The sequence below is a fragment of the Corynebacterium occultum genome (assembly GCF_009734425.1).
In the GTDB taxonomy this organism is placed as follows: Bacteria; Actinomycetota; Actinomycetes; order Mycobacteriales; family Mycobacteriaceae; genus Corynebacterium; species Corynebacterium occultum.
In genome coordinates this window covers 2,794,319-2,819,931 of sequence record NZ_CP046455.1, presented here as the reverse complement: position 1 = coordinate 2,819,931, position 25,613 = coordinate 2,794,319, and the positions used below count along the sequence as shown (strand labels likewise).

Annotated in this window: 22 protein-coding genes and 1 tRNA gene; 9 read left to right on the top strand and 14 right to left on the bottom strand. The window is 58.9% G+C overall.

Features of this window, described 5'->3' with window-relative positions:
• The first annotated feature begins 599 nt into the window (after window positions 1-599).
• Both COCCU_RS12795 and COCCU_RS12790 read left to right on the top strand, forming a co-directional pair.
• A complete protein-coding gene (locus COCCU_RS12795) occupies window positions 600-1,301 on the top strand; it encodes a hypothetical protein (protein ID WP_156232048.1) in 702 nt (233 codons plus the stop codon).
• Window positions 1,298-3,496 carry a glycosyltransferase gene (locus COCCU_RS12790; RefSeq protein WP_156232046.1) on the top strand — a complete coding sequence of 733 codons (2,199 nt, stop codon included), beginning with the start codon at window positions 1,298-1,300 and terminating at the stop codon, window positions 3,494-3,496. The genes COCCU_RS12795 and COCCU_RS12790 overlap by 4 nt, the downstream gene beginning before the upstream one ends.
• Window positions 3,497-3,530: 34 nt before the next feature.
• On the opposite strand, the gene COCCU_RS12785 is transcribed toward COCCU_RS12790, so the two are convergent.
• The 4 genes from COCCU_RS12785 to COCCU_RS12770 form a co-directional block, all read right to left on the bottom strand.
• The gene (locus COCCU_RS12785; protein WP_269434475.1) at window positions 3,531-3,860 is read right to left on the bottom strand and encodes a transposase; all 330 of its coding nucleotides are present in this window, start codon (window positions 3,858-3,860) and stop codon (window positions 3,531-3,533) included.
• A gap of 79 nt (window positions 3,861-3,939) precedes the next feature.
• Window positions 3,940-4,257 (bottom strand): transposase, encoded by a 318-nt coding sequence (locus COCCU_RS12780; RefSeq protein WP_156232044.1) that lies wholly within the window; start codon window positions 4,255-4,257, stop codon window positions 3,940-3,942.
• A 5-nt stretch (window positions 4,258-4,262) separates the two neighbouring features.
• The gene (locus COCCU_RS12775; protein ID WP_156232042.1) at window positions 4,263-4,541 is read right to left on the bottom strand and encodes a hypothetical protein; all 279 of its coding nucleotides are present in this window, start codon (window positions 4,539-4,541) and stop codon (window positions 4,263-4,265) included.
• Between the two features lie 56 nt (window positions 4,542-4,597).
• Window positions 4,598-5,632 (bottom strand): IS630 family transposase, encoded by a 1,035-nt coding sequence (locus COCCU_RS12770; RefSeq protein WP_156232040.1) that lies wholly within the window; start codon window positions 5,630-5,632, stop codon window positions 4,598-4,600.
• A 987-nt stretch (window positions 5,633-6,619) separates the two neighbouring features.
• On the opposite strand from COCCU_RS12770, the gene COCCU_RS12760 reads away from it, so the two are divergent.
• The 3 genes from COCCU_RS12760 to COCCU_RS12750 all read left to right on the top strand — a co-directional run bounded on the left by COCCU_RS12760 (window position 6,620) and on the right by COCCU_RS12750 (window position 11,343).
• Window positions 6,620-8,311, top strand: a complete 1,692-nt coding sequence (locus tag COCCU_RS12760; RefSeq protein WP_156232038.1) for a VanW family protein — start codon at window positions 6,620-6,622, stop codon at window positions 8,309-8,311.
• 207 nt (window positions 8,312-8,518) lie between these two features.
• Window positions 8,519-9,811 (top strand): glycosyltransferase family 4 protein, encoded by a 1,293-nt coding sequence (locus tag COCCU_RS12755; protein WP_156232036.1) that lies wholly within the window; start codon window positions 8,519-8,521, stop codon window positions 9,809-9,811.
• Window positions 9,808-11,343, top strand: coding sequence for a glycosyltransferase (locus COCCU_RS12750; RefSeq protein WP_197088366.1), 1,536 nt, complete (start codon window positions 9,808-9,810; stop codon window positions 11,341-11,343). The genes COCCU_RS12755 and COCCU_RS12750 overlap by 4 nt, the downstream gene beginning before the upstream one ends.
• 78 nt (window positions 11,344-11,421) lie before the next feature.
• Here COCCU_RS12750 and wecC read toward each other — a convergent pair whose 3' ends face one another.
• On the bottom strand, window positions 11,422-12,675 hold the full coding sequence (wecC, locus tag COCCU_RS12745) for a UDP-N-acetyl-D-mannosamine dehydrogenase (protein ID WP_156232032.1): 1,254 nt from the start codon (window positions 12,673-12,675) through the stop codon (window positions 11,422-11,424).
• A gap of 379 nt (window positions 12,676-13,054) precedes the next feature.
• On the opposite strand from wecC, the gene wecB reads away from it, so the two are divergent.
• Window positions 13,055-14,230 carry a non-hydrolyzing UDP-N-acetylglucosamine 2-epimerase gene (gene wecB / locus COCCU_RS12740; RefSeq protein ID WP_156232030.1) on the top strand — a complete coding sequence of 392 codons (1,176 nt, stop codon included), beginning with the start codon at window positions 13,055-13,057 and terminating at the stop codon, window positions 14,228-14,230.
• Between the two features lie 156 nt (window positions 14,231-14,386).
• On the opposite strand, the gene COCCU_RS12735 is transcribed toward wecB, so the two are convergent.
• A tRNA-Gly gene (locus COCCU_RS12735) sits at window positions 14,387-14,460 on the bottom strand.
• 103 nt (window positions 14,461-14,563) lie between these two features.
• Between COCCU_RS12735 and dcd the strand changes: the two genes are divergently transcribed.
• Window positions 14,564-15,130, top strand: a complete 567-nt coding sequence (gene dcd / locus COCCU_RS12730; protein WP_156232028.1) for a dCTP deaminase — start codon at window positions 14,564-14,566, stop codon at window positions 15,128-15,130.
• Between the two features lie 106 nt (window positions 15,131-15,236).
• Window positions 15,237-16,559 carry a UDP-glucose dehydrogenase family protein gene (locus COCCU_RS12725; protein ID WP_156232026.1) on the top strand — a complete coding sequence of 441 codons (1,323 nt, stop codon included), beginning with the start codon at window positions 15,237-15,239 and terminating at the stop codon, window positions 16,557-16,559.
• Window positions 16,560-16,629: 70 nt separating this feature from the next.
• On the opposite strand, the gene COCCU_RS12720 is transcribed toward COCCU_RS12725, so the two are convergent.
• The 7 genes from COCCU_RS12720 to COCCU_RS12690 all read right to left on the bottom strand — a co-directional run bounded on the left by COCCU_RS12720 (window position 16,630) and on the right by COCCU_RS12690 (window position 22,887).
• A complete protein-coding gene (locus tag COCCU_RS12720) occupies window positions 16,630-17,889 on the bottom strand; it encodes a YibE/F family protein (protein WP_156232024.1) in 1,260 nt (419 codons plus the stop codon).
• A 347-nt stretch (window positions 17,890-18,236) separates the two neighbouring features.
• Entirely contained in the window at window positions 18,237-18,500 is a 264-nt protein-coding gene (locus tag COCCU_RS12715) for a hypothetical protein (RefSeq protein WP_156232022.1), read from the bottom strand.
• 449 nt (window positions 18,501-18,949) lie between these two features.
• Complete coding sequence (locus tag COCCU_RS12710; protein WP_156232021.1) at window positions 18,950-19,711, bottom strand: CPBP family intramembrane glutamic endopeptidase; 762 nt, start codon at window positions 19,709-19,711, stop codon at window positions 18,950-18,952.
• A gap of 410 nt (window positions 19,712-20,121) precedes the next feature.
• Window positions 20,122-20,730 carry a signal peptidase I gene (locus tag COCCU_RS12705; RefSeq protein WP_156232020.1) on the bottom strand — a complete coding sequence of 203 codons (609 nt, stop codon included), beginning with the start codon at window positions 20,728-20,730 and terminating at the stop codon, window positions 20,122-20,124.
• A gap of 49 nt (window positions 20,731-20,779) precedes the next feature.
• Window positions 20,780-21,700 (bottom strand): hypothetical protein, encoded by a 921-nt coding sequence (locus COCCU_RS12700; RefSeq protein ID WP_156232018.1) that lies wholly within the window; start codon window positions 21,698-21,700, stop codon window positions 20,780-20,782.
• The gene (locus tag COCCU_RS12695) at window positions 21,697-22,266 is read right to left on the bottom strand and encodes a hypothetical protein (protein WP_156232016.1); all 570 of its coding nucleotides are present in this window, start codon (window positions 22,264-22,266) and stop codon (window positions 21,697-21,699) included. The genes COCCU_RS12700 and COCCU_RS12695 overlap by 4 nt, the downstream gene beginning before the upstream one ends.
• A gap of 27 nt (window positions 22,267-22,293) precedes the next feature.
• Window positions 22,294-22,887 carry an alternate-type signal peptide domain-containing protein gene (locus COCCU_RS12690; protein ID WP_156232014.1) on the bottom strand — a complete coding sequence of 198 codons (594 nt, stop codon included), beginning with the start codon at window positions 22,885-22,887 and terminating at the stop codon, window positions 22,294-22,296.
• A gap of 613 nt (window positions 22,888-23,500) precedes the next feature.
• Between COCCU_RS12690 and COCCU_RS12685 the strand changes: the two genes are divergently transcribed.
• Complete coding sequence (locus tag COCCU_RS12685) at window positions 23,501-24,133, top strand: hypothetical protein (RefSeq protein ID WP_156232012.1); 633 nt, start codon at window positions 23,501-23,503, stop codon at window positions 24,131-24,133.
• A gap of 136 nt (window positions 24,134-24,269) precedes the next feature.
• On the opposite strand, the gene COCCU_RS12680 is transcribed toward COCCU_RS12685, so the two are convergent.
• Window positions 24,270-25,340: a glycerophosphodiester phosphodiesterase family protein gene (locus COCCU_RS12680; RefSeq protein WP_156232010.1), complete on the bottom strand. Its 1,071-nt coding sequence runs from the start codon at window positions 25,338-25,340 to the stop codon at window positions 24,270-24,272.
• Window positions 25,341-25,613: the final 273 nt, after the last annotated feature.

Below are 25,613 nucleotides of genomic sequence, written 5' to 3'. Positions count from 1 at the left end.
CCTGAACCGAAGTCTACTCCTCAGGAGATCAGATGGAGAAGTCGGCTCCACGGATAACTGAAGCAGTATGACGGAGAACCTTCTATCGCGAAGCGCTCTTGGCTTCGGGAAAGAACGGATGGAGACGGTTGGTCGGCACCCCATCTCGATTCATGATTCCCCAATTGTCCGGAGGTCCGACTTGGGTTGGTGCAGGATACTCTATCAAGATTCGATTTCTGCAGTATAGTTGCGAGTCTGTGCAGTAGCGCCAAAGTGATGAGTAGGATCTCTTCCTTACCCACCAATCTGTGTAGTGAGCAGATCTCGGGGCATATTAGTCTGAGGTGAACCGACGCCAAAGTTCCCAGTAGCAATTGCCTCTGTGATGCGAATTTTCAGGTCGTGGTGGACCATTCTCTGGGGTAAAATCTCCCCAGTGAAGCAGCCACTTGAGCAAGTCCCTTTTTGCGTGTGATACTGCTTGGTTGAGCTGAGTCAGCGGAGCGAGAGGCTCCCATAGGTGACTCCGCAGAATCCCGAGAGAAATGAGGAACGTTAGGATGCAATTGATAGCTGGTTCTCCTGCAGTCGTACTCGCGTATATAGATAGTGCGGTAATGGATGAACTTGATCTACGATTTTTGCCTTCAGAGAGTCGGTTCATTCAAGAGCTACCTCAGATCGAGGAGATCTCTTGCCCGACAAGGCTGGTAGTTGCAAACTCAGACCCAGTAATTCTCAATTCAATTGCGGACAGGGTTCTTCAGAATACCGATGTCGTACTTGAACTGATCTGGAACATTGAGCGACGGTCTGATATTGCCCATGCACTCTCCCCGGTAGCTGAGCGCGCGAATTTCTCACAGTTTCGGGTCGTCGAAGGTACCGCACATTTGCTCCTTTCCGCCTCGGGAGATCAGGAAATTTCTGCCAAACGGCCTGGTCTTATCCCTTCGACTCCTGAGCTTTTGGAAGAAATTGGAAGTGAATCGGTGCCCATGCCTCCTCAGCTGTTTAAACAGCTACTGTGGCGGTACTCCTACCTTCTTGAACACTTCGACGACGCAAATTCGAAATATGACAATGTCTTCTCTCAGCTGGAGAGGGTGAAGAGGGAGAAGAAGGCGCAGGATCTTGAACTCAAAGCTGTCCAGGAAGAGGTTGCTGACCTTTCTTCAGTGAATAGTGATTTAGATGGGAAACTGCGAGAGCTGGATTCCGAGCACTCCAAACTGCAGTCCAGTTACAACGCACTTGCCAGTTCCAAACTGGGATCGATGACACTGAAGTACTGGGCGCGAAGGAATAACAGGGCATGACTGACCTAACAAATACTGTATTAGCTTATAAGCTGCTTCAAAGTGGAACTGCAATTCAGCAGGAGCGGCAATGGCTGGATCGTCTTCAGAATCGCGACTGGAAAGACCCGAAGGTTCGCAGAAGGTATGAGAGTGGAATCTCTGTCATCGTTGCTTCATACCTCTCGGTGGGCACCGTTATTGAAACTCTACGCTCGCTCGAAGAACAGTCTCTAGATCACTCGAAGTTTGAAGTGATCGTCGTCTGCAACGGACCGGATGATGGTACTGAAAAGGCAATCCACGACTTTGCAGAAGAGTTCCCAGATTTCAATTTGAGAGTATTCGGCTCAGATGTATCTAATGCTGGGAACGCTCGGAATATTGGTATTTCCCTCGCGAAGTATGAGTACATAACTTTTATTGATGCAGATGACCAAGTTGAACCGCATTTTCTGGAGAATTCCTTTAGTCTTGCGAGTGAAGATGCAGTCGTGATTAGTCCCATCATCAACTGCTCTGAATCTGGTAGGGATGAGAACAATGCTCTCAATACGAAGATTTCCGAACGATCGGGTACCTCTGTTCCGTTGAAAGAGGTTCCATGGGTTTTGGGTTTCAATGCGTGCAAGCTGATTTCGGTCTACCAGTTGATGAAGTTCAAATACAGCACAAAACTGAGGAGTGGAGAAGATTTAGTCTTCTTTGCAAATCTTCTCAGCACGAGTGATTTGAAAGTTGTCTTTTCTGAAGTACTTTCCGATAGTGCTTACCTACGTACTCTGAGCCCTGATTCTGTGTCACGCCAACCTGAATCTTTCGACTTCAACGTCAAGCAGCGAGTTGATTGCATTTTTGAGCTGCGTAGGATTGCCGTTCCAGAAGTCAATTTGGCAGCTAGGCAACAGCTGGAGAATGCCCAACTAGGTTTTGTGAAGCGATATTTGGACGGGCATCCGGAGGAAGCAGAGGACCTGGAGAACTATCTGGGATCGTTGGGTTTTCTCGATTTTCCATGGGGTACTGTGAACAGGGGAAAAGCACATGATCTTGTAATTTCGTATTGCTTCTCGCCATTTTCGGACACCTCAGCAGTAGTTGCGGAAAAGGCTATCGCAGAGCGTCAGAAGTACGTAGACGTTATCTCAAATGATATGTCTAAGGTTCGGCGCAAGGATCAGTCGTCGTCGTTCCTGTCGGCGCGCTGGATTGAAGACAGAATCGTGATCAATTCTGCGCCTTCTTTTGCTGGTTGGGCGAGTATTTCGCAGTTTGCAGAGGAAGCCTTGAAACGTGCGGAGAGTCTGTCGGAGGAAAAATCTTACCGCAGTCTCTACTCTCGGGCGTTGTGGGTTGGTTCTCATGTGGCTGCTGCGCTCTACAAGCGGCGGAACCCACATGTTGTCTGGACCGCAGAGTTCTCCGATCCGCTTCGATTCGGAGTTGACGGTCAGAAGCGGCCTGGTGGTTTGGTCCACAATAATGTCTCGAAGTCACTTTTTGATGTTGTGGAGGCTCATCATTATGAAGTGGGGGAGGTGGAAACACTGTTTGATCTCGTCGAGATCTCGACGTTTATCCTTGCGGATGAAGTGATTTTTACGAACCAGAATCAGATGGACTACATGCTCTCACACTATGAGCCGAGCTTTCGTCACATGGTGCAGGAGAAGTCTGTTGTCCGGCCACATCCTACGCCCACGAAGAGTTCCTATTTCGCCGTCGAATCGAATTACAATTTGTCAAATTCCGTAGTGAACATCGGCTATTTTGGTTCCTTCTACACGAATCGTGGACTAGGTGACCTGTTCACGGCGCTGATAAATTGTAGAGCCGAGGAAAGATCCCAGGTCATGCTCCATATTTTCTGCAATTCCGTTGAGGAGGCGAAGAAGAAAGTTGATCAATGGAACCTGAATGATGTGGTGAAGATCAATCCTTATCTTCCCTACATGGAGTTCCTCAATGCGACGACAAAATTTGATGTTCTCCTCGTGAATGACATTTCCCGGAACGCCGGATTGAGTATTAACCCCTTCCTTCCTTCCAAGTTGTCGGATTATCGGGGATCGGGCGCAAGGATCTGGGGTCTGATTGATGACGGATCGCCGTTGTCTCAGCAAGAGTTGGACTACTCCTCGGCGGTCGGCGATTCGCTGGGGGCGCTAAAGATCATTTCATCAGTTGTCGAGGAACACATGGATAGGCCACATTAGCCTGGTGTTTTCACGGTAATGAGGAAAACAACTACTAGTGTCCTGCGCCGTTAATTCGTTGTAGGTAACGGGCGATGGATGACAGGATCTCCTCGGCTGTTTTCGTCCAGACAAACGGCTGGGGGTTTTCGTTCCACGCTTTCACCCAGTTGCGCAGGTCTTTTTCCAGGGCCTGCACGCTTCGGTGGTCACTGCGTTGCAGAAGTTCGCGAGTCACCTCGGCAAAGAGCCGTTCAACCTGATTGATCCACGAGGAGTACGTCGGGGCGAAGTGCATATGAAACCGAGGATGTTTCCCCAACCAGGTCTGAATTGTAGGGTGCTTGTGGGTGGCGTAGTTATCGCAGATGACATGCACGTCCAGCTCTGCGGGGACGGTTTTGTCGATCGGCAGATCGGCTCGACACCGAAGCAGTCCTTGTGGGAAGAGATGTAGTCGATGACTACCGGGAGGGGCGGTCTGGCTCCGCTGCGAAGAAAGCCGACGCAGACTTCAGAATTTCGTTGGCTCGACGTAGTTCTTTGTTTTCTTTCTCCAGTTGGGCCAGGCGCTCGGCGTCGCTGGTGGTGTTGCCGGGCCGGTCACCGTTGTCGATCTGGGCTTGGCGGACCCAGGTTCGCAGGGTCTCTGCGTTGAGGTCGAGCTGGGCTGCGATGCGCTTGTAGGCGCCGTGTTTGGTGGCCGGGTCGCTGAGGGCGTCTAGGGTCAGGCGGACTGCTCGGGCTTTGAGCTCGTCGGAGTACTTCTTCGGGGCGGGCATAGGATCTATCCTTCCGTGGTTTCCCACCCTCCATCAAACCCAGGAAAGCTCAACGCACCCGGGGTCGTCGACGCTGCGGGGGCGGTGGGTTCTACCGTGACTGGGGGATGTTTGCGATGATCGGTCAGCTGCTCTTTGATCCTGCGTACCGACGGCACCTGGCGGGTGCGGATGACGACGTCGCAGGCCTGCTCGAGTTCACTACGGGAGAAATCCTTCGACAGTGCCAGCACCGCAAGGCAGCTATTATAGGCCTGAGCTTCGACTTTCCTGGCGTTAAACATCTGCTCGATGACCGCGAAGGTATAGCTCTCTCAAATCAAAAGCTTCACCCACCAGGTCAGATCCGGTAGGAAAAAGTTGATGACGCAATAAACGTCTCAAACCCAACCACGGTGTCCTCAAAGTGCAATCGCTGGCGGTTGCTGATCGCTGCTTTCGCCTCGTTCCACACCTTCTCAATCGGATTATGATCCGGTGCATAGGGTGGCAACCACACCAGGTGCACGTTGGCCAATACATTGCCTTCACCCAGGTGCTCGCGGAGCTTCTTTGACCTGTGCCACCTCGTGTTATCCCACACCACGGTGATCTTCTTGCCCGGATGCCTGTCCACCAAGGTGGTCAGTGCCCGGGTGATGGTCTCGGTGTTCTGCCACGTCAACCGCAGTAAATCCACCTCGCCGGTGGTCTGTGACAGGAACCCGATGTAGGACTGTGCCCGACGGATGCGATCCACACTTAACGTTGTGGGATGACCCTTGTGTATCCCGGCTTTACGTACTTCTGCTTCATGCTCAACACGGACTTCATCAGCAGCAAAAACCACCTGGCCTGGATCTTTAAGTGCATCTGCGATCTCGTCACGGATCTGGGCCATCCGGGCATCAATGTCTGCGTCACTGCCGCGGCGTTTATCAAAGACCTGTGGGTATTTAAAGCTCAGGCCCGCATGCCGAAGCAGCAGGTGGTAGGTGGTATCAGAGTCGTAGACGACATCAAACTGGCTGGCTATCCAGTCTTTTACCTGTGGCACGGTCCAGAACTGGGCTGGGATGCCCCTAGCGGACGGCGGCTGGGATAGGGCCGTGGCTATCTCTGCGCGTTGTGCCGGGGTGAGTTTTGAGGCGTTGGTATTGGCTGCGTGGCCGGTGAAAAGGCTGGCGATCCGTAGTCGGTTGAACTCCAGAATCCAGGTGGTAATGGTGGAGGGTTGCCGCTCGACGAACCGGGCGATGATGTCCGGGGTCACGCCGTCATCAAGAAGCAGGAGTGCTTCGGCTTTGTGTTGGACGAGGCTGAATCGGGAGCGTTTATAGGTTTTGAGGATGGTGATTTCCTCACCCGTGAGGGCGGTGGTCAAGGTTGCGGCCATGGTTAGAAAGTCAACAACCCTGGTGAAGCGGATCAGCGCTCAAACACGCTTATCAGGAAGCTTTTGTTTTGAGAGAGCTATAATTACCCCCGGTACCCGATGAGCAGAACAGAGGTACCCGATCACCAGAACTTCAGTACCAAATACCCGCGCGCGTCATTCCCGCTCCGGCTGTCGGATCCGCTCGGCCTCCGTCACCGAGTGTGGTGAGGCCTATGAGATCAGCCGGTGGGTCTACGGGCTTCGTGTCGGGCGCAACGGGCACGTGGTGTGGGAGGAGAATTTCTGACTGCAGTGCCAGTCACCCATATCGGCACGAGTGTGGATCTGCGGATCACCGACCGGGTCCTGCGGATCACCGATCGGGTGCTGCAGATCTACTCCGGCCATCAGCGGCTGAGCAGTCACCTGCTACTTCCCGAGGGATCAGCCAATCAGTACCGCACCAATGATGCTGATCTCCCGTCGGTGAGCGCTACCAACCCTGGGACGCCCCGCGTGTGCGGGAGTGGGCAGGTCGGGTCGGGCCGTCCGCGACGGTGGTGGTCAACCGGATCTTCGAATCAGTGGCCGTCGACGAGCAGGGCCTGAACGTGGCCCTAGCGGTGCTGCGGTTGACGCGGCGCTACTCTGCTGAGCGGGTCGAGGCCGCCTGCCGGATTGCCCTGGCCGGGCATGTCCGGTCCCCGCGCTATGTGCACCTGCACCCGATCCTTGTCACCGGTCAAGACCAAGCCGCGAGGCTGTGGCCACAGACATTGCCGCCGGGCGGATCCGGATCAGCCGCTGTGGTCCCGTGAACAGCCGTTGCCCGAGGTCATTGACACGTCGTGGCTGCCATCCATTCGGGTGAGATTTCCGAGGACTGCATTCACGAAGCGGCCGAGAGAATTTAGGCGCAGTTTGTGGCGTGGCTTTCTAATAACAGCGGAAGTGATAGAGCCGATTTAAGTATGAGATTAAGTTCTACAGCGATACCCTGGGTGTGTGAGTCAACCTAATCATGGGAAAAGCAGTGGTCGCGGAGCGAAGATCCTCATCGGGACTCTGGTCGGCCTCATTGCTATCGCCGCAGTCGTCCTCGGGGTCGACTACTTTCTGAACAAAGATAAGGTTCCTCGCGGAGCCACCGTCGGCGGAATCGCCATCGGCGGAATGTCCCCCGAGGAAGCCCGCACCACCCTGGAATACAGCCTCGGTGGGGCCGTCGAGGAGCCGGTGATCATCCACGCCGGGGAGCTTCAGTCCCAGCTCATCCCGGCCCAATCCGGCATCAGCGTCAACTGGCAGGAGACCGTCGAGGCCGCCGGCACCCAGTCCCTCAACCCGGTGACCCGCCTGCTGGGGCTGTCCCGGGACTATGAGGTCGACATCGTCAGTGATGTCGACCCTGCCGTGCTCACCCCCACTCTGGACCGAGTCGAGAGGGATCTCACCCGTGAGCCCACGGACGCCACCGTCACCATCGAGACCGGGGCAGTAGAGACCACCCCGGCCGTCAACGGCCAGACGATCAGCCGCGAAGAACTTAACGACGCACTGGCCACCAGCTGGCTGGACCCGGCCGGCGTGGAGCTCGACGCCGAGATCACCGAGCCCGCCATCCTCGACGACTCGGTCCAGGAAGTCGCCGAGGGCCCAGCAGCCCGGGCCGTGGCCGCCCCCCTGGTGGCCCACGGCCGCGAGGAGATCGACGGGATCATCCCGCCGGAGCGTATGCCTGAGGTGGTCACCTTCCACTTCGAGGGCGGATCCTTCCGCACCGACGTCAACGTTGAGGCCGCTCAGGGCATCCTCAACGAGACCCTGGGGGCCACCGAGCACGAACGTCAAGAGGCGAACATCAGCTTCGCCAGTGGCTCTAAGGCCATCACCCCGAGCGTCGACGGTGAGGAGATTAACTGGGAGGAGACCCTGGCCGATCTGCCGGAACGCATCACCGGGGAAGGTGAGAAGGAGTTCGAGGTCATCTACATCGATGACCCAGCCGAATTCACCACCGAGCAGGCCGAGGCCGCCACCTTCAATAACACCATGGGTACCTTCACCACCGGCGGTTTCTCCGAGACCTCCGGCACGAACATGGGTATCACCGCCCGCACCGTCAACGGCGCCGTGGTCCTGCCGGGGGAGACCTTCTCGCTCAACGGCTTCACCGGTCCCCGCGGCACCGCTCAGGGTTACGTCGAGGGTGGCATCATCCTCAACGGCCGGGCCGATACCGCCGTCGGCGGCGGCGTGAGTCAGTTCGCCACCACCCTCTACAACGCCGCCTACTTCGCAGGTATGGAAGACGTGGCCCACACCCCGCACAGCTACTACATTAACCGCTACCCGGCGGGGCGTGAGGCCACCATCTTTGATGGGGCCATTGACCTGCAGTTCCGTAACACCTCCGATTCTCCTATCCGGATCGACACCAGCATGAGCGATAGCGAGCTGACCGTGAGCATCATCGGTGTCAAGACCGTCGAGGTGGAATCCGTCAACGGCGGCCGCTGGGCCCAGACTTCCCCGAACACGGTGAGCGTGCCCGCCGATGAGTGCTCGCCCTCCGGTGGCGCGCCGGGCTTCACCACCTCGGACACTCGCATTATCCGGGATCTATCGGGTAATGAGATTTCCCGGGAGACTCAAACCACCGTCTATGATCCCCAGCCGATTGTGCGTTGTTCCTAATATTTGCATGAGATCTTGGTCCCGCGGTGGGACCGGGTTTTTCGCTTATTCGGATCCTTTAGTCGGAGGCGTTCGAATATTAAGCTGATAAAGGACTTTGTTAGCCTATTCGGCATCGCCTGCAACTGATACCCTGATTCCGACGCGGATCGGGTGAAGTCCCGCCGCTTCCGTCTTGTCCGCCGTATTCGAATGTAGGCTTCAGCGTTGAAAATTCTCGTTCTCTCCCAGTACTGGCATCCTGAGAACGGTGTCCCCCAACGTCGCTGGACCTGGCTGAGCAAGATCTTGAGCGACGCGGGCCATGAGGTCACCGTCATCGCACCTCCGCCGCACTATCTTCGCAATCTGAGTCTGCGGGAGTGGTGGAAGGAACGTAAATTCTCCTCCCACCGGGAACCCGGGAGGGGGCAGTCCGGGGAATTGATCATTCGGAGTGGTTTTGTTCCCTCCGGAAGCTCTTTGACCCAGAAGGCGATCAACCAGTCAACGGTGGCCCTCGGATCGCTGTGGGTGGTGCTGAAGCGCCCTGGGGTACTCAAGGGCTACCGTCCCGACCTCATTATCGGAACCGTCCCAGCCTTGCCCACAGCTCTGACCACCTGGCTGAGCGCCTGGATTCTGTGTTCCCCCTATGTCATTGATCTGCGGGACAACTGGCCGGAACTGCTGGACCAGGCCCGAGAGTGGAATAAGGGGACGGGACAGCGCTCCCTGCGGGAGAAGCTCCTGTCCCGGGGGCCGCTGCAGGCAGCCAGTACCGCGACTCGATTCACCATGCACCGAGTGCTGGCCGGGGCCGCGGGCATTGTTGTGACCTCGGGGCACCTGCGCCGGGATCTGCTTGAGGGGCAGCCCGCGAACTCTGAGCGTGAGGTCATCACGGTGCGCAATGTGTTCCCTCCGGAGACGGATTACGTGGCCTCCGGAAAGGATGAGGGCTCGGCGGATTCCCTCAATGTGCTCTACGCCGGCACCCTGGGAAGGGCGCAGAACCTGGCGAATGCACTAGAGGCGGCCTACCTTGCCGAGCAGCAGGGACTGCACGTCCACCTGCGTTTCGTGGGCGCGGGGGCCACCAAGAAGGCCCTGGTGGAGCGCGCCAAGGAGCTGGGAGTCGAGGCCTCCTTTGAGTCACGCCGACCGGCGGATGCCCTAGAGGGCCACTACGAGTGGGCGGACACCGCGCTGGTCCACCTCACGGACTGGGAACCGCTGGGTTCCGCCGTTCCCTCGAAGACCTATGAACTCATGGCGGCTGGCCTCCACATCTCCGGGGTCATTAACGGTGAGACCGCCGAGTTGATCCGGGAGCACCAGGCCGGAGATATCGTGGAGGCCGAGGATCCGCAGGCTTTGGCCGATCTGTGGGTGACCCTGGCGAAGGACCGCTCCCGCCTGCGGATCACCGGCACCGGGCAGGCCTGGGTGGCGGAGCAGCGCGAACACGTAGTTCCTCCCCGGCTGCTAGGACTGGTGGAGAGGACCGCGCGGCCGTGATACGACCTGCCCTCCTCCTGCGAACTCTTACCCTCCTGGGCTCCGCTGGAACCCGTCTGGCGCTGGAGGACCCCCAGGGTTTCCTATCCAAGGCGAAGGAACGGGTGCGCACCGCAGACAACCGTTTCCTCGCAGGGCTTCCGGTATCGCTGCTGCCGGATCTTCCGACGGGCTCCAGTTTGGCTCGGGAGCTCATCGACCGGGGTGAGCTAAGCGCCGGGATCGAGGCAATCGAAGGAGTTGCAGGGCAGGCATCCCGAGCTGAGCGTCACCTGGGGCGGATCACCAGGCAGCGTCTCTCCCAGCTCCGTGAGCGTCCAGTGCCAGGTATCAAAGCCGTGGCTGCGGCGGAGGCCCGAGTGCTCTACGTACTGACCAATAGCCAGCCCTTTACCAACTCGGGTTATACCGTCCGTACCCAGAGCGTCCTTCAGGCGGCCACCGAGGCGGGAGTACCCGTGCACGCGGTGACACGGCTAGCCTATCCGGTGCTGGTGGGCAAGATCCCGAGTTCGCTGATTCAGGAGGTGAAGGGGATCTCTTATGAGCGGCTGCTTCCCTGGGTTTATCCCCGGAGCCTGCGGTCACGGGATGACCTGGCGGTCAAGATGATTGTGGAGCGGGCGCGACGCTTTAATGCGACGATCCTCCACACCACCACTGACTTCAAGAACGCCCTAGTCACCTCGCATGCGGCCGCTGAACTCGGGATCCCCTGGGTCTATGAGGTGCGAGGTGAGCTGGAGGGCACCTGGTTGTCCCGCCGGCCGGCAGAGCAGCAGGAGGAGGCGGCTCTGTCGGAGTTCTACCGGCTGGCGAGGGAGCAGGAGACTCGGTGTTGCCAGGCGGCCTCGGCCGTGGTGGCTCTTAGCGAGGTGTCGAAGCAAAAGCTGGTGGACCGCGGTGTCGCAGCCTCTAAAATCCAGGTCATCCCCAATGCGATCGAGGAGCAGGAGGTCGGGAGGGACTACTCCCGGGCCGAACTCCGGACCGAGCTTGGACTGCCGGAGGGATCTCTGATCGGGTCGGTGACCTCGGTGGTGGATTACGAGGGGCTGGACACCTTGATCCGTGCCCTGGAGTACCTTCCGGAGGGGACCCGGGTGCTCATCGTGGGGGAGGGGACTGCCCGGCCTGAACTGGAGAAACTTGCGAAGATGCTCGGTGTGGAGGACCGGGTGTTGTTCCCCGGGAGAAAGCCGCAGCAGGAGATCTGGAAGTGGTATGCCAGTCTGGATGTCTTCGTCGTGCCGCGTAAGGACACCCCGGTGTGCCGCACTGTGACTCCTCTGAAGCCACTGATGGCGCAGGCGCTGGGTGTGCCGGTGGTGGCCTCAGACCTGCCCGCGCTGCGCGAGGTGACCGGGGGACTGGCCGAGTACACGCAGGCAGAGAACCCGGAGGCACTGGCCCGGGCTATCAGCAGGGTGGGTTCGGCACCGGAGGTCGGGGAGTGGATCCGGACCCGGACCTGGAGGCACAATGGGCGTCGGCTCTTCGAGCTCTACGACTCACTCCACCCGAAGCGCTGAGAAAAATTCACACCCTGAGCTCTCCCGTTAGTGGAGAGCTCAGGGTGTGAGTGGACGGAGTGAATCTCCGGTTGGAGGCTACTTCCAAAGGCCCTTGGTATCGACGAGCGCCTTGCCCTTGATCTGGTGGGCGGTGATGTCCTTGAACTCGTTGTGATCGACGAGGAGAACGATCACGTCAGCGGCTGCGAGAGCGGCGGTGCACTCCTCCAGCTTGATGTTCTCGAGACCATCAAAGGCCTTGGGCAGCTCCTGGATGTTCGGCTCGACAGCCAGAATGGTGCTCTCCGGCAGGCTCTGGGCGATGTCCTTGGTGATCTCCAGGGCCGGGGACTCGCGCAGATCGTCGATGTTGGCCTTGAATGCCAGACCCAGGGTTGCGATGGTCGAACCGCCGGTCTCCTTCACGGCCTGGGCGACCTTGTCCTTGACCCACTCGGGCTTGGCATCGTTGACCTCGCGGGCGGTGCGGATGAGCTGCGAGTTCGTGGGGTCGGAGGAGACGATGAACCACGGGTCAACGGCGATGCAGTGGCCACCGACGCCGGGGCCCGGCTGCAGGATGTTGACGCGGGGGTGGTGGTTGGCGAGCTCGATCAGCTCCCAGACATTAATGCCGAGGTTGTCGCAGATCAGGGACAGTTCGTTGGCGAAGGCGATGTTGACGTCGCGGAAGGAGTTTTCGGTCAGCTTGGCCATCTCCGCGGTGACCGCGTCGGTCGGGAGGAGCTCGCCCTGACAGAAGGAGCGGTAGATCTCGGTGGCGCGTTTGGTGGCTTCCTCGGTGGCGCCACCAATGATCCGGTCGTTGGCGATCAGCTCTTCCATGGCCTTGCCCGGCAGGATCCGCTCAGGGCAGTGGGCGAAGAAGATGACCGGCTTGCCCTCGGGGTTCGGCGCACCGTCGGCGATGAGGTCCGGGCGGAGCTCCAGAATGCGGGCGGCCATGCGTTCGGTGGTCTTGGGCGGGGAGGTGGACTCCAAAACTACCAGTTCATCGCCCTCGAGCTTGGGGGCGATGGACTCGGCCACGGAGTAGATGAACTTCATATCGACATCGTGGTTGTCGGTGAAGGGGGTGGGGACGGCGACCACATAAGCATCGGCGTGAACCATATCGGTGGTGGCCCGGAAGTTGCCGGAGGCTAGGGCCTGCTGCAGTCCCTCCTCAAGACCGGGTTCAACGATGGTGACCTCGCCCCGGTTGATCCGCTCGACGTTCTCGGCCTTGATATCAATACCGGTGACATCCATGCCACTGTTGGCGAGGACAACTGCAGTCGGGAGCCCGATGTAGCCAAGACCGACGAATGCGACCGAGGAGATGCTCATGAATATTCAACTTTCCGTTAGGGTGCGAAATCTGCAGGGGGGAGTTTGTCTCCAGAACTTATGGGGCTGATTGTGGAGTTGCCCGATACTACAAGAAATAAGGTATCAATGATCCGGGCCAAGTGTTTGGCCTGAAGGGAAGTGGAGACGCAAGTCATGCACTTTCGGGGGCTCCGAATTTCGTGACATCCTACTTCGAGGCACAGCTAACCATTGCTCAATGAGCTATCATCCCAATTCTTACGGTCGTGTAAAAATCCCGTGGTACGTTTGGGAAAGCCCGCACCAAATTACAGGAATTTTTTCAGTTTAAATTCATGTTTTCATGAATCTGGCACCGCGAAAATGCTGATTCAAACGGAAGTAGTGAAGGAAAAGTATGTCGAATCCGAAGGTCATGACTGTGTACGGGACCCGTCCGGAGGCCATCAAGGTGGCTCCGGTTATTAAGGCTCTGGAGGCTGATCCGCGTCTGGAGTCTGTTGTGGTCTCCACCGGCCAGCACCGTGAGATGCTGGACCAGGTCAATGGGATGTTCGGCATTAACCCGCACCATGATCTGAACATCATGCGCCCCGGCCAGTCCCTTAATGGAATCGTCGCCCGCGCCATCAGTGGCCTGGATGCGATTATCGAGGTGGAGCGGCCCGACGTAGTCATCTCCCAGGGTGACACCTCCACCGCCATGGCTGCCGCTATCGCCGGATTTAACCGTCAGATCAAGATCGTCCACCTCGAGGCGGGCTTGCGCACCGGAAACCTCCTTTCCCCCTTCCCGGAGGAGGCTAACCGTAAGCTGATCGGGCAGGTCTCCTCCCTGCACCTGGCCCCGACGGAGATGTCCAAGGCTAACCTAACGCGCGAGGCCGTTCCGGAGCGCGACATCGTGGTCACTGGCAACACCGTCATCGACGCTCTCCTAGAGGCGGCTTCGTGGGATACCCAGTTTTCCAATGAGCGACTGAAGACCTTCGCTGCGGAGGATCGGAAGATGGTTCTGGTGACCACCCACCGCCGTGAGAACCTCGAAGATATGGCGAACATCGGCCGAGCCATGCGTCGTATCTCGGAGCGCTTCCCCGAAGTTTTCCTGGTCCTGCCGGCCCACCTGAACCCGGCTGTCCGAGCCGCCGTCTTCCCGGAGATCGAGGGGCGCAACAACATCCTCATCACCGAGCCGGCACCCTATGACCGCTTTACTAAGCTGATGGGCCGTGCATACATCGTGCTCACTGACTCTGGTGGAGTCCAGGAGGAGGCGCCGAGCCTTGGTAAGCCGGTCCTGGTCATGCGGGAAAACACCGAGCGTCCCGAGGCGGTCGAAGCCGGCACTGTCCGACTCATCGGCACCGGTGAGGACCGAATCGTCGATGAGGTGACCGAGCTGCTCACCGATGCCGAGGCTTATGAGCGTATGGCTAATGCCGTGAATCCTTATGGTGACGGCAAGGCTTCTGAGCGCGCCGTTGCCGCCATCGCAGAGCTTCTCGGCGTCGGTAAGCGAATCGAGGACTTCGTGCCCCAGAAGGCTGAGGCGCTGGTCTTTAGCGGCTGAAGTTGCCTGTCTCGAAGGGAAGCGGGTGTCGCCGGGGATCGGTGGCACCCGCTTTGTGGTGAGAATGCTAGGGATGCTGAAAACCGGGCTCCCTGGAATTCAGAACACTCTCAATTCCTAGAACCCGGCTGGTCCATGAACGTATATTTCATGGTTTGGAGCCGATGACGGGAATCGAACCCGCGCCACCTGCTTGGGAAGCAGGAGTTCTACCATTGAACTACATCGGCAGCGTCCTCGAAGTGCTCTGAGGAACTATTCCAATACTCTACACCGTTGCTGAATTTTCACGGCAACTCGGGGTGGGAAAAGCTGTGACGTACACTGAGATACGTGCTTCTTTCAGATCGTGACATTCGTGCCGCCATTGACTCCGGAAAACTCGGGATCGAACCCTATGATGAATCTCTGGTTCAGCCCTCGAGCGTTGACGTGCGGATGGACCGGTTCTTCCGGGTATTCAATAATTCCAAATACACCCACATTGACCCGAAAATGCAGCAAGATGAGCTGACCAGTCTGGTCGAGGTCAATGAGGATGAACCCTTTGTGCTTCACCCAGGTGAGTTCGTGCTCGGCTCCACCCTGGAGCGCTTCACTTTGCCGGCAGATCTGGCGGGCCGTCTCGAGGGTAAGTCCTCCCTGGGGCGCCTGGGTCTGCTGACCCACTCCACCGCTGGATTCATTGATCCGGGATTTGATGGCTACATCACCCTGGAGCTTTCGAACGTGGCGAACCTGCCCATCATGCTGTGGCCGGGAATGAAGGTCGGGCAGCTTGCCCTCTTCGATATGACCTCCCCCGCAGAGGTCCCCTATGGCTCCGGAAAACTGGGTTCCAAGTATCAGGGACAGCGTGGTCCTACCCCCTCTCGGGCCTACCTGAACTTTCGGGACTGATTTCAGAATCCTAGAACCTGCAGGTCAAGGACATCGGAAGGGTTCCTCACCTGCATTCAACCGGAATTAAGCCCTCGTTCACGTACACGGGGTAAAAAGGTGCCTTATGCGTATGACAGTGATCGGTACAGGTTACCTAGGTGCTACCCACGCAGCCTGCATGGCACAACTTGGCCATGAGGTGCTGGGCGTGGATGTTGACCAGAGCAAGATTGATCTGCTGAAGTCGGGTGAGGTCCCTTTTTATGAGCCTGGCCTCCCTGAGGTGCTCAGCCGCAATCTCGAAAGTGGTCGGCTGAACTTCACCACTGATTACGCGGCAGTGGCGGAGTTCGCGAATGTGCACTTCCTTGGTGTGGGCACCCCCCAGAAGCGTGGCTCCTACGCGGCGGATGTCACCTACGTGCGTGCGGTCATTGAGTCACTGGTTCCGCTGCTGGAGGGGGACCATTTGATCCTGGGCAAGTCCACTGTCCCTGTGGGAACTGCTGCAGAGCTTCAGGAACTGGCAGATGAGCTGGCTGGAGACAAAGCCAATGTGGAGATCGCCTGGAACCCGGAATTCCTGCGTGAGGGGTATGCGGTCAAGGACACCCTCACCCCGGACCGCATCGTGCTCGGAATCCGCAAGGGGGAGTCCTCGGCAGAAGAGATCGCCCGCGAGGTTTATGCCACCGCGATTGAAGCCGAAACCCCTTTCCTGGTCATGGATCTGGCAACCTCTGAGCTGGTCAAGGTATCCGCCAATGCCTTCCTGGCCACCAAGATCTCCTTCATCAATGCTGTCTCTGAGATCTGTGAGATCGCCGGCGCAGATGTCACCCAGCTGGCGGATGCCATCGGCCTGGATGAGCGCATCGGCCGGAAGTTCTTGGGCGCCGGCCTCGGTTTCGGAGGTGGCTGTCTACCCAAGGACATCCGCGCCTTCATGGCCCGAGCCGGCGAGCTGGGGGCCGATCAGGCACTGACTTTCCTGCGTGAGGTGGATGCCATCAACATGCGACGCCGTGACCACATGGTTCAGCTGGCCAAGCATGCCTGCGGGGGCAGTGCCCTGGGCAAGAACATCACGGTGCTCGGTGCTTCCTTCAAACCAAACTCTGATGACGTGCGGGATTCCCCGGCGCTGAGCGTTGCGGGTTCCCTCTCCCTGGCAGGTGGAGAGGTAACCGTCTATGACCCGCAGGGCATGGACAATGCCCGCAAGGTGTTCCCGACTCTGACCTACGCTGAGTCGACTGATGATGCGCTCAAGGGCGCAGATATTGTCATTCTGGCCACCGAATGGCAGGAGTTCCGGGAGATTGATCCGGTGCGTGCCGCTGAGCTGGTGGCTGACAAGGTCATCATTGACGGCCGTAATGTTCTTCCCGTCCAGGCCTGGCAGGATGCCGGCTGGAACCTGACCGCCCTGGGGCGCAGCCTCTAAAACCATTTGAATGACAACAGCGCGTGGCCCTGGGAAGGGGCCGCGCGCTGTTGTCATGCCGGGGGCGTCGTTAAGCGGTGGCGGTGGCCAGAGCCTGCCGGTTGGGGACGACCACCGCGGCAATCAGCGTGGTGATCGGGACCGCCAGGGTCAGGGCGAGGGCGCCGATGCCGGAACGCAGCAGTTCGGTGGCCACGATATCGCTACTCAGGGTCTGCAGCAGGGGGCGTTGGGAAACCGAGATGAGCAGCAGCAGGGGGAGTGCGGCACCGGTGTAGGTAAGTACCAGGGTGTAGACCATCGAGGAAATGTGATCCCGACCCACCTTCATGGCGCCGAGGAAGAGACGGGTGGGGGAGGCGTCCGGTTCCAGTTCGGCAAGCTCATTGATGGTGGAAGCCTGGGAGATCGTCACATCGTTGAGCACACCCAGAGCACCGATGATGAAACCACAGAGCATCAGGCCGGTGACCGAGACCTCGGGCAGGTAGAGCAAGATGTGGAGATTCGACTCATCTCCCAGGCCCCGGAGATCAGTGGTGTCGATGGCCAGGGAAGCCAGGACCGCGGCGATACCTAAGGAGAGCAGGGTTCCGGCCAGGGCCGCGCAGGACTTCCAGTTGAAACCGTGGACCAGGAGCACCACCAGGAAGAGGATCGTGGAACCACCGACCACTGCCAAGGGCAGGGCCGGGCCACCGTGCACCAGGGCAGGCAGTAGGAACACCCCGAGGATCATCAACGTGATCACCAGACCGACCAGCGCCCGGACACCACGCAGGGCGGCGAAGAGGATGATCGCGGCGGCAATCAGCAGGCCCCACACCAGCAGGGCATTGCCACGCTGATAGTCGGTGAAACTGTAGGAGAGGGAACCATCCGCACCCAGGGACTCCATGAGGCGGATCTGATCACCCTCCTGCAGCTCTGGCTCACCGGGCTGACCATAGGTGATGAGCAGGGTGCGTTTGCCCTCATTCTCCCCACCCTGGATCTGGACGATGGCATTGTCGCAGGTCTGGTCCGGGGAGGTCATGGGCGCGGCTGGCATGATGTCGATGATTTTGCCGGTGACGGTGGACTGGCAGGCACCCTGGGTGACCGAGGTGACCTCAGCATTAACCTGGTTCTGGCCCAGGGAGAAGGTGTTGGCGAACTCCGGAGAGACAGCCGGTTCCTCATCCGGTGGCCACAGGGCAACCAGGCCGATGGTGGTGGCGATCCCGCAGAGGATCAGGAACCCCAGCAGAATCCTCCGCCAGAAAGTTGTGCTCCCCGATGCCGGGGCTGAGGTGGTGGACTTATCGGCGGCGAGGGCATGACGGCCCACGTCGACCTCCCTAATCAGTGATGGAACCAGTGGTGATGCCTGGTGCTGGCTGCACCGGGCTAAGGGAACCGAGCTTAATGGAGATCAAGGTGGGGACGTGGGTTGGCTGTGGGAGAAATCAGGGTGGGGGTGCGTATTCAATCCTGGATCAGATCACCTGGCCCGATCTGCGGAAACCCTGAACCCATATCCCCCAGTGCTGAGAAAACTGTACTCCCATCAGTTGGTGGCTGATTTCTCAGTCTCCGGGGAGCAATCCCAATGGCCTAGGATTGGGGCTGTTGGTTGCTTAGGTGAGGGTTTCGCCACCGCCATGGGATATCCCCGCAGGGAGATTCGCTTCTTACTCAGCAAGCGCGGGTATCAAGGAGACTGCATTGCTCTGAGAACGCAGAGGACAAGAGCGACGACATGACCACCGGGAATCCAATCGAGATGTTTATTATCGCCCGAAGCTCGGGCGATAGCGGGGCGGAAAGATTCTCGATGGAAATCCCGACCGGAGTGGCGGCCTGGGCTTGAGCGGGGGCGGTGGTGGCGCCGAGAACCAGGGTGGCGCTGGCGAGAGCAATCATGGCGTTACGGGTGAAAGTACGGAGCGGACGGGGCATGTGCTTCTCCTCGGGATGAATGCGATTTTCCTTAACCACCTGCTTACCTGAGTCCCTTTCGCATGTATAGGGCCCTGATGATTGGTGCTTTCAAAGCGGAGGTTGGGGAATCCTGGCTTTCACTGCCCGCCCAGGTTGGGGCACGGTCCTGCTGCCGCAGAAGAAAGTTGCAGGTGAACCGAAGAACGGGGAGTGCCTTCCCTCTGCAATCAGGGGGAGAACCGAGGGGATGGGCCAATTAACCCCGAGCCGCAAGTTCCCCCGATCAGGGGCAGGCGGGGAAAGTTCAAAGAAGAGCGTGGGATCCACCCGGGGGACGGAATCCACGGGGTGTTGGCGTTGCCCGGTCCGCGTCGGGGAACGCGAAGATGATGAAAAAGGGGTTGCCCGATCCGGGAGGGGAACCCCGCCGGTGCTGGAGGTCTGGGCGGGTAGGGCGCTGGCACCCCTCAACCCAGCTGAAACGCAGCGGCCGCAGCCAATGCCCCCACCGCATTCATGGCCCAGTGCAGGGCTATCGGGGCAAGGATGGACTGGGAACGGTACCGCAGCCAGGTGAAGACGGCGCCGGCGCAGGAGGTGGCGATCACCGCCAGTCCGATACCCACCCACTGGCCGAAGGTTCCGGTTCCCAACACCCCGCTCAATCCGGCATTTCCAGCGGTCAAATGCAACGAAGAAGCCACGTGCCAGAAACCGAAGAGCAGGGAACCTCCCATGAACACGGCCCTCATTCCGCCGAGTCTCTTGAGTGAACCATGCAGGACACCACGGAAGGCGAGCTCTTCGGGTAGCACGGTTTTCAGCGGAATGATCACCAGCGCGGCCAAGAGGGCCGTGCGAGTGGAGGCATAGGTTTCATTGAGGAAGAATTCCCTGGTCAGGGGGAGAGCAACTCCGACTGCTACTGCTGCGATGATCACCCCGGCAGCGACCCCGCCATAGACCAGCCCCCGTTTCAGGGAGGAAGGGGAAAGCCCGAGATCCCGCCAGCTCAGTCCCAGGGCTTTCGCCAAGCCGAGCAGTAGGAGAGCCCCCAGGGGAATGGTGTAGAACCAGGAGCCCAGAATGGTGAAGTGGGCTGTCAGGTTCAGTGTCGCCAAGGCCGCGATGACCGTGGCCAGGGTGGTGCCCTCCCGCCGCTGGGAGGGAGTGCCGGGGCGGTATTTAAAGCTCCGGAAGGCGCGGAACCGGGGCAGCGCGGAAGTCATGGCCGGCAGTATAGCGAGAGGGGCTGGCAACGCAATGAGAATTCCTGGGAAGAAGCCCCGGGAAGGTGGCCTCTTGGCCTAATTTCAGGCGGAAACCCATGTGAAAATAATTCGCAGGAGAACCAGGGGGTGCGTAAATTCATTGCCGACATAGGCGCGGGCATCATCGGAATTGGTGTGTGGGGCAGCCAGGCCGAGACCACAGAGCTTGACCCGGGGGATGCAGAACAGGCTTCCGCCAGCTCCTCGAGATCTTCTCGGGGCCTCAGAGGGGATGATCTGCTCATGGCAGGTCTTTCTTCGCCGCTGTCATCGGTGTAGTTGTGGCCGGCGGGGCCTGGGTAGTGCAATAGGGGCGGCTCCTGAATCCACTACCAGGGATTCTCCCTGCTCCGGCACACTGAGTTAGATCAGGGAGTGTTCTTAGTGCCGCGGCCACGATGAATGAACCCACCGAAGATATTCCACAGGGCGTAGATAAAGAGGAGTCCAGCGGCAACCGGAATCAACCACTGCCGAGTTTGTCCGGAGATTGCCTGATTCACCCATCCCAACCAGGGGATGGTATACCAGACGCTACCGACCACCTGGACAGCTTTCACCGGCTGCTCATCGGGAGTGTCATTGGCATCGCCTTGGGTGATGAAAGTGAGTTCCCCGTTCGTGCTCATTGAACGTGAGAGCACGCGGTGTGTGACCAGGGTGGGGTCATCGGAACGCAGCTGGTAGGTCAGTACTTGACCGACCTGAACCTCATCGGCAGGGGTGGGGCGAATGACCACCAGATCCCCGGGGGAATAAGAAGGCTCCATCGACCCGGATAGAACCGTCACTGGCATCCCGCCCACCACGGCCGGCACCCCGATCACCAGGACAGCCATCCCAAGCACTAGGGAGAGAATGCCGCCACAGAGTCCGGTCCATAGGTACTGCCAGATGGAGGATTCTTGAGGAGAGTTGTCCTCGGGGAGAACTGTCCGGGTTTGGGTGCCCCGGAACCGGGTGGGAAGTGCGCTCATGACAGATTCCGATCTTGATGTGGGAAAGGTGCTCGTGGTGGGGGTGCGCTTAGAGTCCGCAGCGCAGATGATTGCCCATGCCGCCACCCTGAGCGAGGAAGATATTCTGGCGTGTCGGGGTGGAGTTGCCCTGAGCGTTTAGTGCCACCACTTCGACCTGAGTGATATCCGGGTTGTGCTTCCCCCCGCTGTATTCGTCCAGGAAGACCGAGTTGAGCATCGTTTCCTGGAGGAGCTGGCCTCGTCGGTCAAAGACCTGGTAGCTGGTGGCTCCGGAAACTGGCATCCAGGACAATTCAACTCCCGAATTATGGGGATGATCGCCGACATCGGTGCACTGTAGATTGCTTACCGGGAGGGGCGGGGAAGCGATGGGCGTAGAGATGGTGTGCGTGAACTCATCACCGGCGGCGACAGCTGTCCACGCACTTGTGCCCAGGTGGGCGGTCAAGTTGGGTTTCATGATCAAGGTGCCTTTATCAATGCTGGCCAGCGGACCAGTGAAACGGGTTGCGGCGCATACTGTGGTGTCGGATTCTGGGAGTGCGGTCACTGCTGACAGCTCCAGGGAATCCGTGAAGGTACCGGAATAGATCCCGATGGGCGGGATGGTGTCGGAGCAGATCGGGCTCAGGGACTCCCAGACCGCCAGCTCGAACTGCGTGGGATCCAAATTTCCGGCGAGGGGGTCCAGCTCCAGGGAGTAACTCACCGGCACCGGATTAGGGTTGTGCAGGGTAAGGGCCACCGGCCGGGTGAAATCATGATTGTTGATTTCAGTATTGCCCAGCGCAACAGTTCCACTGATACCGGTGCTCAGCGTCCCTGCCTCGACTGAGGAGTGGACGGTGTCCTTGATGATCCACTCCGCGGTGGCCAGACCCGTTCCGCCGAGGGCAACTGCGAGAATCAACCCGAGAACGAGGGCGGTCCGGGTGGAAATCCGGCTGATATTGGTGGCGTGTTTCACTGCTGGATCCCTTCGAGGGTGAGCTGAAAATCGAGGCTGGCACCCTGGGCGGAATTCGGGGCAGTGAGAGACAAGGTGGTGGCCAGGCACATCTTTTGGATGGCATCCGGAGCTACGGTGATTCCCAGGTCACCGCTGCTGAAAGGTGCTGTGCCCTGCCAGGAAGATCCGGGGGCCGGTACCTCGCATCCGCTGCCGGAGTCTGGCCAGAGGTTGAAGATCAATGCTTGAGCGAATTCCTCTTGCGCGGAGGAGGGTTGTGCCTCTACCTCGGTCGCAGCAGTGTTCCAGGTCAGGGTATCCACCGCCAATCCGAGAGCCACGGTGCCGGTGTTGTGCACGCTAAACGGAACGGATGTTGTCTGTCCGGGAAACAGCGGGGTGGGAGCGAGAGCTTCTGGAGACTGGATATCCATATCTGCGTTGCCCGCGGTGAGCACCGCCCCGGGGATCACCACATCGGAGCTCCACATCGCGTGGGTGCCGCCGGCGGCACTGACAGTGAGGAGAACCACCCCGGCCAATCCGGCGGCAGTCATCAGGAGACGTGATGACCACGATGTCATGTGTGGGGATCCCTTTACTGTGATTTTCTACTGCGGATTGTTGGTGTTGGTCTGAGTGAGCTTGACACTCATGTCGCTGATGTCCACGGAGCCGTTCATGGCATCCTCATCCGTTGCGGTACCGGCGGCGAAGGGGAATTCCAGTCTCACTGAGACGAGGACATCCTCGACAATGGTGCCGCTGCCAGCATTGATGGCATAGGTGCCGTCAGCATTCGAGGTGATTCGGTTACTTTCCGGGGTCAGCTCTAGCATGGCCTCTTTCTCCAGATGTGCGGAGAGAGCCTCGCTCGCCCAGTCACCTGGGGTGGCCGTGATGGCAGCGTCGGTCAGTTCCAGAGAAGCCGTCAGGTTGTCACCTTCAGCTTCCAGCTTGACCAGGGTGGTGTACTCCACGACATCACCCGGCACGATGCGGAATGCAGAGATATCCTCCACCTTCTGCTCATTGACTTCCCAGGTGGCGGGACCCTCGGACGGCAGCAGGCGGAGGTGGCCGGCGGCCACGGCACCGCCGGTGATGGTGGCATCGGCATTCCAGGACATGAAGGTGCCGGCGCCGCCGAGCAGCAAGATCGTACCGGCAGCAGCAGCGAGGGAACCCTTGGCGAGCTTGTTCATTATTTTTCCTTTGAAGATGAACCCTTCAATTCACCGCGTCTGCAAATTTGGGCGCGCTGAAGAAAGGTGAAAAGGGATGAGGGGCTGGCGCGATCCTTCCTGGGACAAAATCCGGGTATCAGGTCACGCCAGCAGAAACGCAGAAGGTTAACTTCAGGTTAACTCGTGCTCTCTGAGGAAAAATATATGTGACAAGGCCACAAAGTCGCAAGTAAATAATGCGGGAAAATCATGTTTTAATAGAAATGTTTCCTGACAATATAAAGCATAAAGTCGTTCCTAGCTGGCTTTATTACATTTCTGGCCCAGGGTCCTGAACCTCGCCTATTGGTAGCATTTCCCCCCATGGGGGGTAGGGAACATTCTTTGCTTGATGAAGTAAATAAGTTCACGCTGTGAGAAAGTCTTGTTGGGTACGGCGATGATCTGCCTGATCGCTTGGTGCGCGTGCGCATTAAGACCCATCCAAGATGGTGTAAATCGTTCGGGTGACGGGTAGGTCAAAGTCTCTTTGGCCGGGTTTCGAACCTAGGGGCGAGAAAGAAGGTTGTGCTCTCCCCTTGGGGATAAGATTCCTCCCGACACTTACCTGGACAACTCTTGGGAGACTGCTGTGCGTAAATTTTTAGCCGGAGCCTGTGCTGGCATCATCGGGATCAGTGCGCTGGTGACCCCCGCTGCGGCGCAGGACCTTCCCGAGCCTCCGATGGCAGAGGCTCCAGCTGACCTGGCCCACGAAGAGGGGCAGGGCAGTTCTTTGAGCAGTGGCTCTTCTGCTGACAGTGATCTTCTGGTCGGTGGGATCATGGTCGCCGGCGTGCTGGGGGCAGCCGCGGCAGGCGGGGCCTGGGCAGTGCAGCAGGGCCTGATCCCGAACCCGCTGCCGGGCATCATTCCGGGGCCGGCACCCGCACCGCAGGCTCCGGCCCCTGCTCCGGTGGTACAGCCGACCCCGGTGTTAAATAATTGTGGCTTCGGGGAGAAGGAAGTACGTCCTACGTATATCTTGCTCTACTGCGGTGATGGACATTCAGCGCTCAACGACATCACCTGGAACTCCTGGAGCATTGACGGAGCTTCAGGTCGAGCTCTGCTTCGTGAACTCACGTGCGATCCGAGCTGTGCCACCGGTGGTGCCACCTATCGATGGGTTGACTTCACCCTTGGTGGTCTCGTGTGGAAGAACGGTGAGCCGCAGTTCACTCGTGCTTATGTTGTTGGCGGGCGTGAGTACCGCATCGATTAATCGAGCGGACCTGATGGCCTCCCGCGGGCGTCGATAAGCAAGAAGCCTCAGGTCGCAAGGTGACCTGAGGCTTCGTGCATTAGCGGGCTTTAACCAGCTGAGCGTGCCAACTCGGCACGGTTGGAACTGCGGTGAGTTAGTACTCGATGCCCATCTCATCCAGGACAGCTGCCAGGGTGGAGGGGTAGTCGGTGATGATGCCGTCGACACCGGCCTCAATCTGCTCGTGCATGGTGGCGGCATCATTGATCGTCCACGGTGCCACGGTAAGGCCCCGCTCGTGTGCGGTGGCCACGAACTCCGGGGTGGCTACGGGGTTGTAGTCAGCATCCCCGGCGGAGGCGCCATAGGGCTGGGCGTAACCGGGGGAGAGGACCTCGATATCCAGCTGATCGACGGCCGCGAAGATATCACCGTTGACAGCGTCATAGTCGACCTCACCGGTCCACATTGAACCGGACTTCCAGGTGGAGTCATCCCAGAGAATTGCCAGCGGAATTTCCGGCTCCTGTTCGCGCACCAGCGGCAGGGTACGCCAGTCGAAGGACTGGATCATGGTGCGCTTTTCCACGCCGTACTCCTGCACGACGGGCACGATGGCGTCGACGAACTCCTCCGGGGTGGCGGAGTCGGCACGGTTCTCGCCTTCGATCTTGGTCTCAATGTTGAAGTGGACATCGGTGCCCTCCGCGATGTCGAAGACCTCGCTGAGCTGGATGAGCTTATTGCCTTCGACTGCTTCGGCATCCGGGTAACCGGGCAGCACCTTATCGCAGTTCAGGGTCTGCAACTGAGCCCAGGAAAGCTCGTGGACCAGGTTGCCGACATAGGGGAATTCCGGGTCATCGGCGGTGGCGGGCGCGGTATCGGAGCACTTATCTGCCTGGATGGAGGGATCGTGCCAGACGACGGGGACATTGTCCTCGGACAGGACGATATCGAACTCCAAGGTGGTCGCGCCCAGGGCGATCGACTCCTCGAAGGCCCGGGCGGATTCCTCGGTCCACTCCCCGCGGCCACCCCGATGGGACTGCAGGTCAAAGGTTTGGGGCAGGTTCGCTGCAGCATCGACGACAGGGGTGGTGTCCTCGGATGAGGAGGACAACGAAGAGCTGGAGGAGGACAGCTGGGAGGGCATGGTCCAGGCTCCGAGAGACAGTGCCAGCGGCACAACGGTAATGGCAGCGGCGATGGTGCGGTGTTTCATGAGTTCTCCTCAATGCATTCCACCAGTGATAGGTGGTCGTTTTTAAGTGATAGGCGTGTCGTATCTAGCGAAGTCGAACCTACGCACTGAGAACAACCAACAGGAGAACCTGCGGTAGAGGAGAGGTGAAATCTCCGCCTGGGGCACGCTTTTTGCTGTCACACGGTGGTCATCGCGCTGCCGCCGTAGCAGGTGCGCCCCGCCCACCCGGACCCAAGCGGGGGCGTCGATAAGCGAAAACCCTCAGGTCAGCTGACCTGAGGGTTTTCTGCG